18 protein-coding genes are annotated in these 16544 nt (G+C 67.1%); 6 read left to right on the top strand and 12 right to left on the bottom strand.

Going from position 1 to position 16544, the window contains the following annotated elements:
* Positions 1–206: 206 nt before the first annotated feature.
* The 3 genes from Q0982_RS00655 to Q0982_RS00645 all read right to left on the bottom strand — a co-directional run bounded on the left by Q0982_RS00655 (position 207) and on the right by Q0982_RS00645 (position 3321).
* On the bottom strand, positions 207–1256 hold the full coding sequence (locus tag Q0982_RS00655; protein WP_299390853.1) for a TRAP transporter substrate-binding protein: 1050 nt from the start codon (positions 1254–1256) through the stop codon (positions 207–209).
* 109 nt (positions 1257–1365) lie between these two features.
* The gene (locus Q0982_RS00650) at positions 1366–2370 is read right to left on the bottom strand and encodes an NAD(P)-dependent oxidoreductase (protein WP_299390851.1); all 1005 of its coding nucleotides are present in this window, start codon (positions 2368–2370) and stop codon (positions 1366–1368) included.
* Positions 2371–2418: 48 nt separating this feature from the next.
* A complete protein-coding gene (locus tag Q0982_RS00645; protein ID WP_299390849.1) occupies positions 2419–3321 on the bottom strand; it encodes a LysR substrate-binding domain-containing protein in 903 nt (300 codons plus the stop codon).
* 104 nt (positions 3322–3425) lie between these two features.
* Between Q0982_RS00645 and Q0982_RS00640 the strand changes: the two genes are divergently transcribed.
* A complete protein-coding gene (locus Q0982_RS00640; RefSeq protein WP_299390848.1) occupies positions 3426–4409 on the top strand; it encodes a DMT family transporter in 984 nt (327 codons plus the stop codon).
* On the opposite strand, the gene Q0982_RS00635 is transcribed toward Q0982_RS00640, so the two are convergent.
* Positions 4406–5089: an RraA family protein gene (locus Q0982_RS00635; protein ID WP_299390846.1), complete on the bottom strand. Its 684-nt coding sequence runs from the start codon at positions 5087–5089 to the stop codon at positions 4406–4408. The two genes, Q0982_RS00640 and Q0982_RS00635, sit on opposite strands and share 4 nt — an antisense overlap.
* 88 nt (positions 5090–5177) lie before the next feature.
* Between Q0982_RS00635 and Q0982_RS00630 the strand changes: the two genes are divergently transcribed.
* From Q0982_RS00630 to Q0982_RS00620, 3 genes are all read left to right on the top strand, one after another.
* Complete coding sequence (locus Q0982_RS00630; protein WP_299390844.1) at positions 5178–6782, top strand: gamma-glutamyltransferase family protein; 1605 nt, start codon at positions 5178–5180, stop codon at positions 6780–6782.
* A gap of 94 nt (positions 6783–6876) precedes the next feature.
* Positions 6877–8037 (top strand): MFS transporter, encoded by a 1161-nt coding sequence (locus Q0982_RS00625; protein ID WP_299390843.1) that lies wholly within the window; start codon positions 6877–6879, stop codon positions 8035–8037.
* Positions 8034–8519 carry a GNAT family N-acetyltransferase gene (locus Q0982_RS00620; protein WP_299390841.1) on the top strand — a complete coding sequence of 162 codons (486 nt, stop codon included), beginning with the start codon at positions 8034–8036 and terminating at the stop codon, positions 8517–8519. Before Q0982_RS00625 ends, Q0982_RS00620 begins: the two co-directional genes overlap by 4 nt.
* 33 nt (positions 8520–8552) lie before the next feature.
* Here Q0982_RS00620 and Q0982_RS00615 read toward each other — a convergent pair whose 3' ends face one another.
* The gene (locus tag Q0982_RS00615; protein ID WP_299390839.1) at positions 8553–9011 is read right to left on the bottom strand and encodes an Lrp/AsnC family transcriptional regulator; all 459 of its coding nucleotides are present in this window, start codon (positions 9009–9011) and stop codon (positions 8553–8555) included.
* A 169-nt stretch (positions 9012–9180) separates the two neighbouring features.
* Between Q0982_RS00615 and Q0982_RS00610 the strand changes: the two genes are divergently transcribed.
* The gene (locus Q0982_RS00610) at positions 9181–10011 is read left to right on the top strand and encodes a PhzF family phenazine biosynthesis protein (RefSeq protein WP_299390837.1); all 831 of its coding nucleotides are present in this window, start codon (positions 9181–9183) and stop codon (positions 10009–10011) included.
* A gap of 84 nt (positions 10012–10095) precedes the next feature.
* The gene (locus Q0982_RS00605) at positions 10096–10539 is read left to right on the top strand and encodes a DUF3574 domain-containing protein (RefSeq protein ID WP_299390836.1); all 444 of its coding nucleotides are present in this window, start codon (positions 10096–10098) and stop codon (positions 10537–10539) included.
* 269 nt (positions 10540–10808) lie between these two features.
* On the opposite strand, the gene Q0982_RS00600 is transcribed toward Q0982_RS00605, so the two are convergent.
* The 7 genes from Q0982_RS00600 to Q0982_RS00570 all read right to left on the bottom strand — a co-directional run bounded on the left by Q0982_RS00600 (position 10809) and on the right by Q0982_RS00570 (position 16466).
* The gene (locus Q0982_RS00600; RefSeq protein WP_299390834.1) at positions 10809–11441 is read right to left on the bottom strand and encodes a hypothetical protein; all 633 of its coding nucleotides are present in this window, start codon (positions 11439–11441) and stop codon (positions 10809–10811) included.
* Positions 11442–11448: 7 nt separating this feature from the next.
* Entirely contained in the window at positions 11449–11898 is a 450-nt protein-coding gene (locus Q0982_RS00595; RefSeq protein ID WP_299390832.1) for a GFA family protein, read from the bottom strand.
* A gap of 27 nt (positions 11899–11925) precedes the next feature.
* Entirely contained in the window at positions 11926–12501 is a 576-nt protein-coding gene (locus tag Q0982_RS00590) for a sugar O-acetyltransferase (protein ID WP_322096918.1), read from the bottom strand.
* 37 nt (positions 12502–12538) lie between these two features.
* On the bottom strand, positions 12539–13312 hold the full coding sequence (locus tag Q0982_RS00585) for an HpcH/HpaI aldolase/citrate lyase family protein (protein ID WP_299390829.1): 774 nt from the start codon (positions 13310–13312) through the stop codon (positions 12539–12541).
* Positions 13309–14832 (bottom strand): tripartite tricarboxylate transporter permease, encoded by a 1524-nt coding sequence (locus Q0982_RS00580; protein ID WP_299390827.1) that lies wholly within the window; start codon positions 14830–14832, stop codon positions 13309–13311. Before Q0982_RS00580 ends, Q0982_RS00585 begins: the two co-directional genes overlap by 4 nt.
* A 9-nt stretch (positions 14833–14841) precedes the next feature.
* On the bottom strand, positions 14842–15324 hold the full coding sequence (locus Q0982_RS00575) for a tripartite tricarboxylate transporter TctB family protein (protein ID WP_299390825.1): 483 nt from the start codon (positions 15322–15324) through the stop codon (positions 14842–14844).
* A gap of 164 nt (positions 15325–15488) precedes the next feature.
* Positions 15489–16466 carry a tripartite tricarboxylate transporter substrate binding protein gene (locus Q0982_RS00570; protein WP_299390823.1) on the bottom strand — a complete coding sequence of 326 codons (978 nt, stop codon included), beginning with the start codon at positions 16464–16466 and terminating at the stop codon, positions 15489–15491.
* Between the last annotated feature and the right edge of the window lie 78 nt (positions 16467–16544).

The following is a 16544-nucleotide window of genomic DNA, read 5'->3' as shown; positions in this document are numbered from 1 at the left end:
GGCAGCCTGTTGCCGCACCACGAGCTTCAGGGCTCTATTCCAAAACGCAGCGGCGGAGACTGGTGCAGCATGCTTCGAGACGGGCCTTTCGGCCCTCCTCAGCATGAGGTCGTGTCTTGAGATCCAAGACCAACCTCATCCTGAGGTGCGGAGCGCAGCGAAGCCTCGAAGGATGCGCCACGGAGCTGTGACGATGCGCCTCGGCCTCACTCTTCGCCGGCGTACTTGGCGATCAAGGCCTTGGCATCGGCCACCATGGCCGCGCCGTCGTAGCCTTTGCCGTTCATCTCCGCGATCCAGGCCTCGGCGAGAGGCGCGGCGACGGCCTTCCAACGTGCGACCTCTTCCGGTGCGAGTCTGCGGATGGCGTTGCCCGCCGCCTCGGCAGCCTTGATGCCGGGCGCATCGCCTTCGTCCATGACCCGGCCGACCCAGGCCGAGGTTTCGCGGCCCGAGTTGGCATCGATGATCGCGCGCAGATCGTCCGGCAGTCCCTCGTAGCGGGCCTTGTTCATAACGAAGACGAAGAAAGCGGTGTAGAAGCCGCGCGCGGAGTCGAAGTCCGTGTGGCTGTTGACCAACTCCGCCACCTTCAGCGGCGTGGTGACCTCCCAGGGAATGACGGTTCCGTCGATGACGCCCTTGGAAAGCGCCTCCGGCATCGCCGGCACCGGCATGCCCACCGGCGTAGCGCCGAGGGCGGAGAGCAGGGCATTCACCTGGCGGGTCGGGCCGCGCAGCTTCAGGCCGTCCATGTCTTCCAGCCTGGAGACACCGTCGCCCTTCACGTGTAGCAGGCCGGGGCTGTGGACGTGGACCGCGAGGACCTGCACGGTTGAGAACTCCGGCTTCAGGTATTTCTCGAAGAAATCCCAGGCCGCCTTGCTGGTGTTCTCGGCGGATGCCGGCATGAACGGCAGCTCGAAGGCCTCGGTGCCCGGGAAACGCCCGGAGGTGTAGCCGGGCAGCGTCCACACGATGTCGACCACGCCGTCCTTGGCCTGATCGAAAAGCGCCGGCGGTTTGCCGCCCAACTGCATGGCGGGATAGACCTCCACCTTGATGCGGCCGCCGGACTCCACCTCGACCTTCTCGGCCCAGGGGGTAATGAAATTCTTCGGCACGGGTGCCGGCGCCGGCAGGAAGTGGTGAACCCTCAAGGTCACCTCCTGCGCCGTGGCCAGGCCAGGCACGACCGCGCTGAACAGAGCGGTCAGGGCAAAGGCCGCGAAGGCAAGGGTGGTCAATCGCTTCATCGGTTCCTCCCAGTCTGGGCGACCGCTGGTTCGGTCGCTTGATGTCCGGTCCGCCACGGCGGCCAAGATTGTTTATGACATAAACGAATATCCCAGGATGCTTTTCGGTTCAACCCTGCCGTCGCTGATTCTCCTCCACCGGGTAGGGTCCCTGCTCGAAAGTCTCGGCATGATATCCCTTGGACCCGACCAGCCGGGCGAGGGGGCTGCGCGGGTCCTGCCCGGAGCGAAGCGCCGCGACAGCCCGGGCGAAGTCGTACTGCGGTTGCCATCCAAGGTCCTGGCGTGCGCGCGCATTCACGTAGACCCGGTCGACCGTTTCCGGGAGCCGCCAGCCAAGCTGCCGGTAGACCGTCTCGGCCTCGGGGAAGTAGCGGCGAACCACGGCGGCGGCGTCGCTGCGCAAGGGCCCAAGGTCGCGCTGCGTGAAAGGCGTCGTTGCCGAGACGATGTAGCGAGCGAAGCCGATCTCCGGCGCACGTTCGGCCGCCAGCAGGTGCGCGCCGACCATGTCCGCGAGGTCCGCGCGGCGGTAGAGCAGCTCGTTGGTCTTGACGTTTTCGTCCGCATAGGCGGTGCGGACCGACGCGTTGTCGTCTTCTTCCGGAAAGAAGCGCGACGTCCTCAGCACCAGGCAGGCCAGGCCTTGGTTGCGGTGGAAGAGCTGGCAGAGATCCTCCGCCGCGGCCTTGGTGACGCCGTAGATGTTCTTTGGCCTGGGAGCGACGTCTTCGGTGATCCAGGCCGCCGGCTCTCCGGGTGCCGGCACCAGCGCGTCGCCAAAGACGCTGGTCGTGCTGGTGAAGATGAAGGCCTTTACGCCAGCGGTCACTGCCTCCTCCAACAGGGTCAGGGTGCCCGTGACATTGGTGTCGACGAAGTCCTGCCGGCTGTGGGTGACGATGTGCGGCTTGTGCAGCGTGGCGGCATGAAAGAGGACCTCCACGCCAGCCATGCTTTGGCGGACGGCCTCCCGGTCGGTGACGGAGGCCACCCGGTCCGTAAAGCGCGATGGCAGGATGTCGAGACCCAGAACGTCGTGCCCTATGTCCTTGAGCGTGCGGACAAGGGCTTCGCCCAGATGGCCGCTGCTGCCGGTGATGAGGGCCTTCATCGACTTTCAGGCATCTTGAAATCCCAATCCATGACCCCAATCCGTCATCTACGCGAGTTCGGCCTCCAGCCAGGACAGCAACGCCTTCATTTCAGGCCTTAGTGGGCGTTTGTGGTGGCGGTAGACCGCGATTTCCTCGGCCCGCACCACAGACTGGTCGAAGGGTCTGACCAACTGGCCGGACTGCAACAGCTTACCCACGGCGCGCTGCCAGCCAAGCCCGATTCCATGCCCTTCCACCGCGGCCTGAATCATCACCGGATAGCTGTCGAAAACGCTGCCCTCATGACCGACGCGGTGGTTGGCGCCAACCTCTTGCAGCCAGTCATCCCACTCCATCCAGTCCTGCGGATCGACAGAGTGGTGGAGCAAGCGCTGTGCCGACAGGTCCGACAGGGGTAGCGGTGCCGTCTTGCCTTCCAGATAACCCGGGCTGCAGACCGGAAAGACCTCGTCGACCGCCGTGAAGACCAGCCGGTGCGGGCCGCAAGCCCGCTCGGCGGTCTGAATGGCCACGTCGAAGTCGTCCTCCGCCAATGCAACCGGCCGCGTCGAGGCGGTGATACGGACATCGATCCGCGGGTGCTGCTGGTGGAAGGCGGAGATGTGCGGCATCAGCCAGTAGAAGGCGTAGCAGAGCTCGGCGAAGAGAACGACCTCGCCATCGCGCCGCTTGCCGCGCAGCTCGCCGGCACCGGCGGCCAGGCTCTCCAGGCTCTCCGAGACGATGCGGCTGAGATCCTGGCCCGCCGGGGTGAGGAAAACCGCACGGTGCCGGCGCTCGAAAAGCCGGACTCCGAGATTCTCCTCCAAGGCGCGGATCTGCCGGCTGACGGCGGCCTGGGTCAGATGCAGTTCCTCGGCGGCACGGGTGAAGCTCTCCAGCCTGGCAGCCGCCTCAAAGGGCAGAAGACTGGCGAGCGGGGGAAGCGCCTTTCCAAGCTTATTCATAATCCTGTGTAATGTGAAAATGCCGAGAACTCATTTGAAAGAGGAGGATAGCAGAACCCATTCTTTACCAGAACTGATAATTCTACTGAGTCCGGAGCAGAATGATGGCGCCCAGCCCTGCCAGCCGCCCCGATGCGACCCTCGTCGGCGTGACCATGATCGTTGCCTCAGTGCTGATGATCTCCTTCGGCGACGCCGTTGTGAAATGGATCAGCGGCGACCTGACGCTCTGGCAGATCTTCGTCGTCCGCTCCCTTCTGGCGATCCCCCTCTGCCTGCTCGTGTTGCGAGGGCTTCGCCAGCCTGTTGCGATCGGTCCGGGAAACGGCGGCTGGGTCTTCCTGCGTTGCCTGCTGCAGATGACCATGTGGGTGACACTCTACGTTTCCCTGCCGCTTCTCAGTCTGCCGGTCGCCGCAGCGGCGATGTACACGGCGCCGCTGTTCATTGCGTTCTTCTCGGCCTTGCTGATCGGGGAGCCGGTCGGGCCCAGACGCGGCTTTGCCATTGCCTTTGGCTTCGTCGGCGTTCTGATCATCGTCAAGCCCGGCAGCGATGCGTTCTCCTATGCCACCCTGCTGCCGCTACTCTCGGCAGTCTGCTATGCGCTGGCGATGATCATCACCCGCGGCAGGTGCCGGGATGAAGACCCCTTTGTCCTGGCGCTTTGCCTGAACGCGATGCTGTTCTTTTCAGGAATGGTCGCAAGCGGGGCCGTCGCGCTTCTGGATCTAACCCCACAGGCCGCGGCGGCGAACCCTTTCGTGCTCGGACCCTGGGTCTCGCTGAGCGGGCAGGACTGGGCGCTCATGGCCGTCCTGGCCGCCCTGATCGTCGGGGCGGCGGCTGCAGCGGCCAAGGCCTATCAGTCCGGACCGCCGGTCATCGTTGCGACCTTCGACTACTCCTACCTGGTCTTCGCCATCCTCTGGAGTGCACTGCTGTTCTCAGAACTTCCGGATGCGGAAACGCTGGCGGGCATGGCTGTGATCTTCACCGCCGGGCTCCTGGTCCTGCCAAAGCCGAGGCCCCGGTTGGACAAGGCACTTGAAAGGCAGGGCTGCGAACAGCGGAGGGCGCGGCCCTAAAGCCCGCGCTTTGCCTGCACCATGGCGCTGGCGCCGGTCCGCTCGCCGAGCTTCTCGCCGGCCAGCAGGCGCTTGTGCCCCTCCAATTCCCCTTCCTGCTTGCCGAGCGCCCAGTCGATGTCGGCTTCCGCCTCTGCGGGCGGCAGGATCAGCACACCGGAAAAGTCGGCGATGACGAGGTCGCCTGGGTTCGCCACGGCACCGCCGCAGCAGACCGCGACGTTGAAGCTGCCGCCGATGTCGTAAAGCCGGGTGGTGATCGGCGCGGCCCCGCGGGACCAGACCGGCAGGCCCAGGTCTTCGATCTCCGGCAGGTCCGTGCAGGGCCCGTCGATGACGACACCCGCGCAGCCTGTGGCCTTGATGGCCGCGGCCACGCCGCCGCCCAGGCAAGCGTGCTTGTGATCGCCCAGACGGTCGACGACCAGAACGTCTCCCGCTCTCAGAAACTGGATCACGTGGTGGAGCAGTGTTGAGTCCTGACCGGGGAGGGCGAGAGTCACCGCGGTGCCGGCGACGCGCTGGGCCGGAAAGGCGCTTTCGGAGAGCACGCCCTGGATGGCCCGGTCGGCGAAACCCATATGGCGGCGATGGCCGATGGTGGCGGTTTCCGCCCGCGCAGCCTTGGCCAGCAATCCCGCGTTCACCTGCGGTGGCATCTCTCTGATATCATAGCTCATCGACTCTCTCCCCCGGCATTGCCGAGCCCGCAACGACAAGACCCGCAGCAACAAGACCCGCAACGACAAGATAGGGAGCTTAGCCCGCGTGAACGAAAACGTCGAACAGTGGCAGGTCCGCAAGCCCGCGGTCTCCTCGCCGGAGGGCGCGGTGGCGGCTCAGCACTGGCAGGCCGCGCGCGCCGGTGCCGCCATGCTGGCGCAGGGCGGCAACGCGGTGGATGCCGCGGTCGCCTGCGCCATGGCGCTCAATGTGGTCGAGCCCTGGATGTGCGGGCTCGGCGGAAGCGGCTTCCTGGTTGTCTGGCTGGCCGAGGACAAGGCGGCCCGGGTTTTCAATTTCCAGGGGACACTAGCCCAGGCCATCGACCCGGCGGACTACCCGCTGGACCCGGATGAGCCAGCTTCCCTCATGGGCTATCCGGGAGTCCGGGACCAGGCGAACGTGCGCGGCTACGGGGCGATCACGCTGCCGGGTGCCGTTGCGGGCCTGTCGACAGCGCTCGCCGCCCACGGCCGGCTGTCCTGGGCCGAGGTGCTGGCGCCGAGCATCGCCCTGGCGGAGCGGGGCCTGCCGGTGGACTGGCACACCACCCTGCAGATTGCCCTGGCGATGGACCTGATCCGCTGGGACCCTGCGGCTTCCGAGATCTACCTGCCGGACGGCGTTCCACTGCTGCCGGAAACCTACCGGCCCCTACCGGCGCTGACGGCCACGCTTCGGACCCTGGCGGAGGAGGGGCCGCAGAGCTTCTACCAGGGTTCGCTCGCCAAGAAGATCGCCGCCGACCTCCAGGCCGGGGGCTCGCGCATCACGGCTGATGATCTGGCGGGCTACACGGTCGAGCAGCACGCGCCGCTCAGCGGCATCCATAGGGGTGCCGCGGTGCATACCGCGGGGGAGACCTCCGGCGGGGCCCGGCTGCTCGACATGCTGGCCTATCTGGGCGCGGAGTTCACGCCGGGCAAAGCGGTGGGGCCTGACACCTGGATCGCCTACGCCCGCGGTCTCGATCAGTCTTTCGCCACCCACAAGCGCAAGGTCGGCCTCGCCGCCGCGGGGGCGGAAGAGGGCGGCTGCACCTCCCACATGTCCGCCGTCGATGCGCAGGGCAACATGGTGGCCCTGACCTATACCTTGCTGAACCGTTTCGGCAGCGGCGTCGTGTTGCCCCAGACCGGCATCCTGATGAACAACTCGGTCTCCTACTTCGACCCGCGCCCTGGCAACCCGGTCTCCATGGCCGGCGGCAAGCGGATCAACTCTTCCAACATGTGCCCGACCATCGCCACCCGCGACGGCGAGGCGCTCTTTGCCGTCGGGGCCTCCGGGGCCAACCACATCGTGCCCTGCACCGCGCAGATCACCGCCCTGCTCCTGGATTACGGGATGAGCCTGGAAGACGCCTTCCACAGCCCGCGCATCGACGCCTCGGCCCGCGGCTCGGTGCGCGCCAATCCCGCCATGGGCGCGGCCGGGCTGGCGGAGTTGGCAAAGGTCTTTGAGATCGAAGTGGCGCAACTGATGGTTTTCCCGAAACTCTACTCCTGTCCCTCCGGCGTCCTCCGCGACCCCGCGACCGGCGCCTGTTGGGGTGCGGCCGATCCTTCGGCCCCGGCCGCCGGTGCCGCGGTACCGGCCCCATTCGATCTGGCGCCGGAGGGGGCGGGGACGACGGCTCCGCGGGCCTAGAGGTGTGAAGCCCCGGGGAAACCGTACGGCTAGAGCCGGGAGCCTTTCGGCGGCTGCCGCCCACCCGGGCCTGCCGCGCCTGTTGGGCGCGCAGGTGCCGGCCGATTTCGCCGACTGGCTTGATTTCGTTGCTGTCGGCGCTCTGCTGGCCTTCACCTGGCAGCAGGGGCCCACGGCTTTTGCCCTGCTGGCGGCGGCGATGGGGCTGCCCTACGTGCTGATCGGCCCGCTCGCCGGGGCACTCACCGACCGGGCCGACCTGCAGCGGGTTCTGGTGCTCAGCAACCTCGGCCGCGCGGCGGCGACCTTCGCCGCGGCCTTCGCACCCGATGCCACAGTGCTTTTGCTGATCGTCTTTGCTCGCGGCTGTGCCGATGCTTTCTACACGCCGGCCAAACAGGCGGCGATCCAGGCGCTGGTGCCGGCGCCGGACCTGATGGCGGCGAACGGCATAAGCCATGCCATCAACCAGACCTCCAAGGTCGCGGGTCCGGCGCTGGGTGGTCTGTTGCTGCTGTTCCTGCTGCCCCAGGAGATCCTGCTGGCCAATGCTGCCGTGTCCCTGCTTGCCGCGGCCATGCTGCTGGGGCTGGGCCGGCGGTTGCGGTCCGCCACGCCGTCGCTTGCGTCCCGTTCGCTGCTCGGTGACATCCGCGAAGGCCTGGCGGAGTTCAGCGCCAAGCCCGCCTTGCGCGCCGGCCTTGTGCTGATGGCCATGGGCTACTTTTTTCTCTTTCTCTACGACGCCCTGATCCCGCTTCTGACTCTGGCCCTGCGCTACGACGAGAGCGTCTTCGGCCTGGCCGTTGCGGCAGCGGGCGGCGGCGGCGTTCTGGCCTCCCTGGCCGTCGGCGCCTGGGGCGCGCGGCGCAATCCCTTCGCGCTCATGGGCCTCGGCTACCTGATCTCAGGACCCCTGGCCATCGTGCTGGGCATTGCCCCGGGCGCGGCCTTCGATCTGCCCTGGGTCGCCTGCATCGGCGTCTTCGCGGTCCTGGGCGCAGCAACGGCGGCGGTCGTGGTACCGTTTCGGACCATTATCCAGCGCGAAGCTGACGCGGAGCGGATTGCCCGGGTTTCCGCAACCTGCGAGGCGGTGACGGTGAGCGTAATGCTGGTGGCGCCCTTCATCGGCGCGGCTATTGCAGAGCTTTACTCGGTCGCCGCCGCCTTTATTGCCGGCGGCCTCGCCTTGACTCTGCTGGCGGTGGCCGCTTTCTTGGCCGCACGTCGCCGGGGAGAACTGAATCCATGACCGCCACAATCCGCGACGCCACCGCCAATGACGTGCCGCTGCTGGCCGATCTCAATGACGAGATCCAGCGCCAGCATGCATCAGCTTATCCCGGCGACTTCCTCTACCCGGCAGACAAGGGCAAGGTTGAGAAGTTCTTTGCCGCCCTGCTGCGCAACAAGGACAACCGCATCGTCGTTGCGGAGCTGGACTCCGCTGCCGCCGGGTATCTCTGGTATGAGGCGCAGCGCCGCCGTGCCAATGCTCTGAAGCCGAAGCTGGCGAGGTTGTTGGTACATCACGTCTTCGTGCGCCCGGAGTTCCGGCGCCGGGGCGTGGCCGCCGCCCTGATGGCGGCGGTCCAGAGTGCGGCGCTGGATGGCGGCTTCCAGGAGATCGCGCTCGACACCTGGGCCAGCAACGAGCGGGCGCAGGCCTTCTTCGCGGCCTACGGCTTCGAGCCCTATCGTCTGGCACTCAGAAAGCCGGTCGGCGACTCCTGATCCTCCTGCGGGCTGTACAGAGCGGCCGAAGCCTCAGCGTCCAACGGGCAGTGGCGGCAGACGGCGCGGGACAGGCGTGGCTTTGACGATGGCGGTGTTGGTCTCCGCCCGGTCGGCGACCGCATCCAGGAGGCCGTCCAGGCTGTCGATGTCCGCAACGCAGAGCCGGGCGATGAAGCAGTCCTCGCCGGTGACCTTGTCGCACTCGACGCACTGGGGGATCTTGCGGATCAGTTCTTCGACCTTGTGAAGCTGGCCGGGCAGGGGCTTGATCCGGACGATGGCCTGCAGGCCATAACCCAATGCCTTGCTGTCCAGGTCGACGGTGAAGCCGCGCAGCACGCCGACGTCCTCCAGCCGGCGCACCCGCTCGGTCACGCTGGGCGCCGACATGCCGACCCGTCCCGCCAGATCGCGCATGGAAAGCCGCGCGTTGTCCGTCAGCGCCTCGATCAGCGCCACGTCCACGGTATCCAGGGCGGCCCCTTTCATTTGTAAGGTCTTCATCATCTGAGCCTTCGCAATCAACGATGAAACGAGCCAAACACCTTTGAAAGGCCCTGTAAAGGCCCGCGCTTCGGGATTACGGTTTGCGTTCTTTCTCCGGGCGCGGATGAGCCCCCGGGCCTTTCCATTCTGATCGCGCAAGAGGACCGCAGTTATGGACGTGCTACGCATCGCCGCTTTCTCAAAGGGGGCCGAGGGCGGGAACCCGGCCGGGGTGGCCATCGGCGACGCCCTGCCCGAAGCCGCGGAGATGCAGCGCATCGCCGCCGAAGTCGGCTTCTCCGAGACTGCCTTTGCGGCCCCCGACGGCGACGCCTGGCGCGTGCGCTACTTCTCGCCGGAGTCCGAGGTGCCGTTCTGCGGCCATGCCACCATCGCCCTCGGCGCGGCGCTGGCCATGCAGCAGGGCGACGGCGTTTTCCCGCTGACCCTGAACGAGGCAGAAATCACGGTCGAAGGCCGGCAGGACAGCGGCATCGTGACCGGTGCGCTGCAGTCGCCGGCGACCCGCAGCCGGCCCCTCGACGAAGAGCTCCTGCGGCGGACCCTTGCGCTTTTCGGTTTGACCCGCGATGACCTGGATCCGCGCATCCCACCGACCTTTGCCGAGGCCGGGGCGACCCATATCGTACTCGGGCTGAAGGAGCGATCGACGCTGGCCGCCATGTCCTACGATCTGGATGCGGGGCGCGAGCTGATGAACGATGCCGGCCTTGTCACCATCGCGCTGGTCCATGCCGAAGACGATCAACGCTTCCATGCCCGCAACGCCTTTGCCTCCGGCGGTGTGCTGGAGGACCCGGCGACAGGCGCGGCAGCGGCGGCACTGGCGGGCACCCTGCGCGACATCGGCTGGCCCCACGGCGGACGTATCGAGATCTTCCAGGGGGAGGACATGGGGGCGCCCTCGCACCTGATCGTCGAGATTCCGCCGGAGCTGGGCAGTTCCATCCGGGTGTCCGGCAGTGCGCGCGTCATGACCTGACAGCCCGGGCGCGCGCCAAGATCTTGCCGCGCCGCCCGCGGATCGGGCTATAGTTGCCGTCTCACCGCAAAGGAGACAGCACCGATGAGCCTGCCGCGCCTCTTCACTTTTGCATTTTTGCCTGCCGTGTTCTTGGCGGTCACCCTTGTCGTCGCGCCCACGCCCAGCGGGGCCCAGGTCGCCATGCCGGCCTGCCAGACCGACTACCTCTCCATGGCGCGGCTGGAGCTTTACTTCGGCACCACGAAGAAGGACGGCTCGACCGTGAGCGATGCGGCCTGGAGCAATTTCCTGGACGAAGAGGTGACGCCACGCTTCCCCGACGGCCTGACAGTGCTGCGCGGCTACGGCCAGTGGCGCAACAGCCAGGGCGTCATCGCCAAGGAGGGCTCCATCGTTCTGGTGATCCTCTACTTCCCCTCCGAGGAAAGCGAGAGCAAGATCGAAGACATCCGCGCCGCCTACAAGGACCGCTTCGACCAGGAAAGCGTCATGCGCGTCGACAGCGCCAACTGCGTGTCGTTTTAGGGGCGGTATTGCCGCTTCACCTGTCCACCAACAAGAGTCCCCCCTCACCCAGCTTCGGCTAGGCTCACCCTTTAGGTTCGCCAAGTCTGCGCAACCCTTTCCCACCGGGGGAGAGGGCAATGATGGCGTTTGGGTTCCCTCTCCCCTTTGTGGGAGAGGGAGGGGCCCGCGCCAGCGGGAGGGTGAGGGGCCCAAGTCGGCGGCGTCACCCCTCGTCGCAGGCGCGTATGACACTGAAGCTCCGACCCGGTCCTTCCCCACGATCCGCTTTATGGCGCGAGGCGGACGTCGAGCAGGAAGTCGGCGGCCTGCGGTACGGCGTGGTCGACCGTAACCTCCAGAATGCGGTCGGAGCGACCCCTCAGCTTGCGCCACTGCGGATAGCGGTAGTCCTTGGCGCGGGAAAAGGTGGCGAGGCCGCGGCGGGCCGCCCGGCGCAGGGTGGCGCCGGAGTTGATGGGGCTGAGGCAGAGGCTGTCGATGTGGGCTTCGGCCAGCCGGCGCGTATCAAAGACCAGCACCTCCCGCTGCCGGCCCCGGTTCATCCTGGCGCCCAGCAGCCGCTGGAGGCCGGCCTCGTCGGCCCAGAAGAAGACCTTACCGTTCAGGATGCCAAGCCAATCGGCGGGCGTAAGGCCGTCGTCGAGGCAGGTCCGCAGCGCTTTCTCGGAAAGCGGCAGGTTGTCGTTCAGGACTGCGGTGCCGTGTTCGGGGTGATGCAGCGGGACGGCCTCGGGCCGTCGGGTCGTGAGCAGCCGCTCCCGCTCTGCCGCAGGGGTTTCGAAGCGATCGAGCAGCGCGCGCGTGGACAGCAGGCCGTGCCGTCTGATGCCTTCGTGGGCGCCGGGCTCCGTCACATGAAACAGCCGCGGATGCCGCTCGGCCAGCTCCTCCGGGGTCACCTCCTGGCTACCCACACCTGCGGGTGGCCGGGTCGCCCAAAGCGGCGTCGCGTTGGCGGGACGTGGTGTCGAGACGGGGCAGGCCATCGGCCATCTCTACCCAAGGCAGCTTGAGGCGCCAGAAGGCATGGGCCTGCGGCGCGAAGCGCTCCGGATGGTCCATGAATCCGATGCAAAGGTGGATCTCCCCGGCGAGGCCCGCATCGGAGTACCCGATGGACGTGCCACAGTCGCCGCAGAAGCTGCGTTCGACCCCAGGCGTCCTGGAGAAGGTCTTGGGCGCTCCGCGGGTGAACCGCACCTGGTCGACCCGGTAGCCGACCCAGACGGTCAAGGGGCTGCCGATGGCACGGCGGCAGTCGTCGTCGTGGTCGTAGACAACCGAGAAGGGTTCGCCGCGCAGCTCCGCGGCAATCGCACCGCAGAAGCAGGCCCCGGTTTCAATCCGTTCGGTCATCGTGACATCTCCGAGATGCAGCAGCAACTATGGGTGTGCCGTGGCGCGGCCTTCAATCGTTCGTACCACCCGCGCCGGGTTGCCGACCACCACGGTGTTGGCCGGTACGTCCCTGACCACCACCGATCCGGCGCCGACGACCGCGTTCTCGCCGATGGTGACTCCGGGCAGCAGCACAGCGGCGCCGCCGATCCAGACATTGCGGCCCAGGGTGACGGCCGCCGTGGTCTCGACGCCGGTCGCCCGCTCGCCCGGGTCGAGGGGGTGGATCGCCGTGTAGAGCTGTACCGCCGGGCCCAGCATGGTCTTCGGCCCGATCTCGACGCGCCCGCAATCGAGGATCGCACAGCCCGCGTTGATGTAGACGTCGTCGCCGAGGAAGAGATTGACGCCGTAGGCGCAGTGAAAGGGCGTCTCGATAAAGACGTTCTCGCCGACACCGCCCAGCGCCTCCCGCAGGGCCGGGGTGAGGCCGGCGTCTTCGTCGGGCACCGAATGGTTATGGGCGTGGAGCGCTTTGCGGACCTTTGCGCGCAGGCCGCGCAGTTCCACGTCGAAGATGCTGTAAGGCTCGCCAGCCAGCGCCTTTTGCCGTTCGCTCATGGTCATGGCCGCATGCTCGCCGATAGCAGCGCCCCGCTCAACTGCCGATGAGCCGCACCGCTTCCGGAATCTTCGCGGCCTCGTCGTGCAGGCCGGAGAGCAGGGCGCCGACGTCCGAAACGCCCATCACCAAGCTGTAACCCTGGTCGAAGAGGGCCTGCACACCGGCATCCGCCCGCGGCACCGAGCCGAGGGCGAGCCCTCGGGCCTTGGCGGCGGCTTCGATCTTCGCGATGGCCGCCAGCACCTCCGGCCCGTCGGTCTCCCCCAAGCGGCCGACGGCGCCGGAGAGGTCGTAGGGGCCGATGAAAAGCATGTCGATGCCCTCGACGGCGGCGATGGCCTCCAGGTTCTCCATCGCGGCCCGGGTCTCGATCTGAACCATGATGGTGAGCCGCTCGTGCGCCCAGTCGGCGTAGCCCGCGCGCTGGCCGTAACGCGAGGCGCGCACCGTGCGCGCGAAGCCGCGGCGGCCGTGCGGCGGGTAGCGGCAGGCAGCGACCGCCGCTTCCGCCTCTTCGGCGGTGTTGATCTGCGGGATCAAGAGGCCGCTCGGCCCCAACTCCATGATCCGCTTGAGGTAGATCGGGTCGCCCGAGGGCACGCGGATGATCACCTCGCCGCCGCCGGCCTCGATGGCCCGGATCATGGCGAGCGTCGTCTCCAGATCCGCGCCCGCATGCTCGTTGTCGATCAGCGCCAGGGGGAAGCCCGTGTTCACCAGGGCTTCGGCGACGTTGGCCGAGGCGAACTGCAGCCAGGCCCCGTATGTGGGCGTCTTGGATAGCATGCGCTTCTTCAGTTCGCTCATGAGGGTGTCTCGCTTTCGCTATGATTTCTTTTGCTTTTATTCCGCGCCGCCCGGATCAGAGGGGCCAGGCAGAGGTAGAGCCAGAGCGCCACGGTGACGGCGCCCAGGCCGGCGGCAATAGGGCGGCTGAAGAAGCCCAGCAGATCGCCCTCGGTCTTGATCATGGTGATGAGGAAGTTCTTTTCGATCACCTTGCCCAGCACGATGCCGAGGATCGCCGGGGCGATGGGGATGTCGTTGCTCTCCATGAAATAGGCCAGGAGACCCAGCACCAGCATGATGCCGATGGAGAAGGTGGTGTTGTCGACGGCAAAGGCGCCGAGGATGGAGAACACCAGGATCAGCGGCATGAGGACGCGCTTGGGGATGGTCAGCACGTGGCGGGCCAGGCGGATTGCCAGACTGCCCAGCGGAAGCAGCAGCAGGTTCGCGATGATGAAGGCCAGAAAGATCGCGTAGATCAGATCGCCGTCGGTCTGAAAGACACGCGGGCTCGGCGTGATGCCCTTCAGCATCAGCACGCCGATGGCAATGGCCGTGACTGAGTCGCCGGGGATGCCGAAGACCAGCGCCGGCGTCCAGGCCCCGGCGACGGCGGAGTTGTTGGCGGAGCCGGCATCGACGATGCCTTCCTCGTAGCCCTTGCCGAACTTCTCCGGCTTCTTCGAGAAGCGCTTGGAGAGACTGTAGGCGATCCAGGCGGCGATGTCGGCACCGGCGCCGGGCAGGGCGCCCAGCACGTTGCCCAGCAGGCTGGAGCGCATGATGTTCAGCCAGTAGCGCCGGACCGTACCGACCATGTAGCCGAAGAGGGAGCCGATGGGGGCGACACGGCTTTCCGTCTGCAGGTCCGTGGTCACGGTCCGCAGGACCTGGCTCAGGGCGAACATGCCGATCATGGCGGGAATGAAAGAGACGCCGTCCAGCAGATCGATCTCCCCGAAGGTGAAGCGCGGATGGCCGGTGGCGATATCGATCCCGACGGTGGAGATCATCAGCCCGATGAGCAGGGAGAGGGCCGAGCGGACAACCGATCCGCCCGAGACCATCACGGCCGAGGTGAGCCCCAGGCAGCCGAGCCAGAAGTACTCCATGGAGGAGAAGCGCACGGCGACCCCGGCGAGCTGGTTGGCGAAGAGTGTCAGCAGCAGCACGCCGATGATCCCGCCGATGGCCGCCGTCACCAGGCTCGCCCCCAGCGCCTTCTCGCTCTCGCCGCGCTGGGTCAGGATGAAGGCCTCGTCCACGTAGGCGGCGGAGGCCGGGGTGCCCGGAATGCGCAGCAGGGCGCCGGGGATGTCGCCGGCGAAGATGGCCGTCGCCGTGGTGGTGACGATGGCGGCGACCGCGGGCACGGGGTCGAGAAAAAACGTGATGGGCACCAGCAATGCCACCGACATGGTGGCCGTGAGCCCGGGGATGGAGCCGACGAAGAGCCCGTAGAGCGCCGACAGGAAGATCGTCAACAAGACCTCGACCGTAAAGACCGAAGTGAGGGCGGCAGCGAGGGCTTCGGGCATCGTCGCCGCCTAGAACAGCAGGGTTTCGATGAGGCCGCGCGGCAGCGGCACCCGCAGCAGCCAGGTGAAGCCGAAGTGCAGCGCAAAGGGCAGGCCGAGCGCCAGAGCCAGCGTGATCGTCCAGCCCGCCGCCAGCACCCGCAGCAGGAAGACCAGCAGCAGCGCCAGGGCGAGCAGGAAGCCCAGGGGCTTCACCAGTGCGATGAAGGCGACAGTGCCGATCACAACGGCGCCGGCCCGCAGCAGGGCTTTGCGCCGCCGCAGAGCCGGCTCGATGGTGAGGACCGGGGCAGCCGTCCCCGCCAGCCGCGCGCGAAGGTCGGCGGCGATCAAGACCAGTCCGCAGAGACAGAAACCGATGCCGATGATGATCGGGAAAAACTCCGGCCCGTAGGCCATGCCGGCCATAACCGGGAAGCTTACGGCTTCCAGGATGATCGCAAGGCCGACGAGCCCGGCCAACAGCCCAAGCGGCAGATCCCCCAGTTTCATGCGGCCAATCCTGCGCGCCCGCTCACCCTTCGAGACGGCCCTTCGGCCTCCTCAGGGTGAGGCAAGGGTCTGACGTGATTGACCTCATGCTGAGGAGCGGAGTGTCTCGAAGCATGAGGTCAATCATGGTTGCAGAAGGGCGATCACCTCGATGAGCGAGACCGCTACTGCGTCAGCCCGATCGCCTTCATGGTGGCGCCCAGGTTGTCGGAGGTGGCCGCCATCATGGTGGTCAGATCGGCGCTGCCCATCTTCACCACTTCGGCCCCGCGGGAGGCCTTGAAGTCGGCCCAGTCCTGGGTGTCGAAGGCTTCCAGGGCCGCCTTCTCGTAGCTGCAGGCGATCTCCTCCGGCAGGCCCTTGGGGCCGCTGATGCTGATAAAGGCGGCCAGGGTCCAGCCGGACTTCAGCAGTTCCTTGGTGGTCGGCACCTCCGGCAGGGCGCCCATGCGGCTGTCGTGCATGTAGGCCAGCGCCTTCAACTCGCCTGATTCGATCAGGGCCTTGCCTTCGGAGAGGGCGGGGGTGGCGACGTCGACGCCACCGGCGATCAGCTCCTGCATGGCCGCGGCTGCGCCGTTGGAGGGCACCCAGCGGATCGCCGCCGGGTCCATGCCTTCGGAGTTCAGCATGCCGGCCAGGGCGAGGTGCCAGATGCCGCCCTGTGCGGTGCCGGAACCGGTGAGTTTGCCCGGGTTGGCCTTGGCGTAGGTCAGGAGGTCGTTGAGGCTGTTGAACTCGGAGTCCTTGGCCACCAGCACGCTGGAGGGCACGATGTCGACCAGGGCGATGGGCGTGATGTCGGTATGGTTCAGCTCGGTCAGGCCCGCGTGGTGCATGGTGGTGATCTCCACCGTGGCCGCGCCGATGGTGTAGCCGTCGGGCTCCGCCGTGGCGATGGCGCTGTGGCCGACGACGCCGTTGCCGCCGGTGCGGTTGACCACGTTGAAGGGCACGTCGAAGTGCTTCTCCAGCATGCTGGCCAGCATGCGCGAGTTGGCATCGGTGCCGCCGCCGGCGCCCCAGGGTACGACGTAGGTGACCGGCCGCTCCGGCTTCCAGTCGCAGGCCGCAAGGGCCGCGCTCGCCGACAGCAGGGCCGCGGCGGCCGTTGCCATGATCACACCGGTGGTTCGAAGCATCCGCATGGTTTCCTCCCGCATTGTTGTTTGGACCTGAAAGAAGAGCTGGGGGTGGCCGGCCGGACGGTTCTTCGGGCC

This window comes from Pelagibius sp. (genome assembly GCF_028281305.1).
In the GTDB taxonomy this organism is placed as follows: domain Bacteria; phylum Pseudomonadota; class Alphaproteobacteria; order Kiloniellales; family Kiloniellaceae; genus Pelagibius.
The sequence above is the reverse complement of the archived record's forward strand: the minus strand, read 5'-3'. Positions and strand labels throughout refer to the sequence as shown.

Bases quoted from the DNA above. Each gene is read 5' to 3' on its own strand.
- Q0982_RS00655 (WP_299390853.1), bottom strand. From the start codon at position 1,256: ATGAAGCGATTGACCACCCTTGCCTTCGCGGCCTTTGCCCTGACCGCT.
- Q0982_RS00650 (WP_299390851.1), bottom strand. From the start codon at position 2,370: ATGAAGGCCCTCATCACCGGCAGCAGCGGCCATCTGGGCGAAGCCCTT.
- Q0982_RS00645 (WP_299390849.1), bottom strand. From the start codon at position 3,321: ATGAATAAGCTTGGAAAGGCGCTTCCCCCGCTCGCCAGTCTTCTGCCC.
- Q0982_RS00640 (WP_299390848.1), top strand. From the start codon at position 3,426: ATGGCGCCCAGCCCTGCCAGCCGCCCCGATGCGACCCTCGTCGGCGTG.
- Q0982_RS00635 (WP_299390846.1), bottom strand. From the start codon at position 5,089: ATGAGCTATGATATCAGAGAGATGCCACCGCAGGTGAACGCGGGATTG.
- Q0982_RS00620 (WP_299390841.1), top strand. From the start codon at position 8,034: ATGACCGCCACAATCCGCGACGCCACCGCCAATGACGTGCCGCTGCTG.
- Q0982_RS00615 (WP_299390839.1), bottom strand. From the start codon at position 9,011: ATGAAAGGGGCCGCCCTGGATACCGTGGACGTGGCGCTGATCGAGGCG.
- Q0982_RS00610 (WP_299390837.1), top strand. From the start codon at position 9,181: ATGGACGTGCTACGCATCGCCGCTTTCTCAAAGGGGGCCGAGGGCGGG.
- Q0982_RS00605 (WP_299390836.1), top strand. From the start codon at position 10,096: ATGAGCCTGCCGCGCCTCTTCACTTTTGCATTTTTGCCTGCCGTGTTC.
- Q0982_RS00595 (WP_299390832.1), bottom strand. From the start codon at position 11,898: ATGACCGAACGGATTGAAACCGGGGCCTGCTTCTGCGGTGCGATTGCC.
- Q0982_RS00590 (WP_322096918.1), bottom strand. From the start codon at position 12,501: ATGAGCGAACGGCAAAAGGCGCTGGCTGGCGAGCCTTACAGCATCTTC.
- Q0982_RS00585 (WP_299390829.1), bottom strand. From the start codon at position 13,312: ATGAGCGAACTGAAGAAGCGCATGCTATCCAAGACGCCCACATACGGG.
- Q0982_RS00580 (WP_299390827.1), bottom strand. From the start codon at position 14,832: ATGCCCGAAGCCCTCGCTGCCGCCCTCACTTCGGTCTTTACGGTCGAG.
- Q0982_RS00575 (WP_299390825.1), bottom strand. From the start codon at position 15,324: ATGAAACTGGGGGATCTGCCGCTTGGGCTGTTGGCCGGGCTCGTCGGC.
- Q0982_RS00570 (WP_299390823.1), bottom strand. From the start codon at position 16,466: ATGCTTCGAACCACCGGTGTGATCATGGCAACGGCCGCCGCGGCCCTG.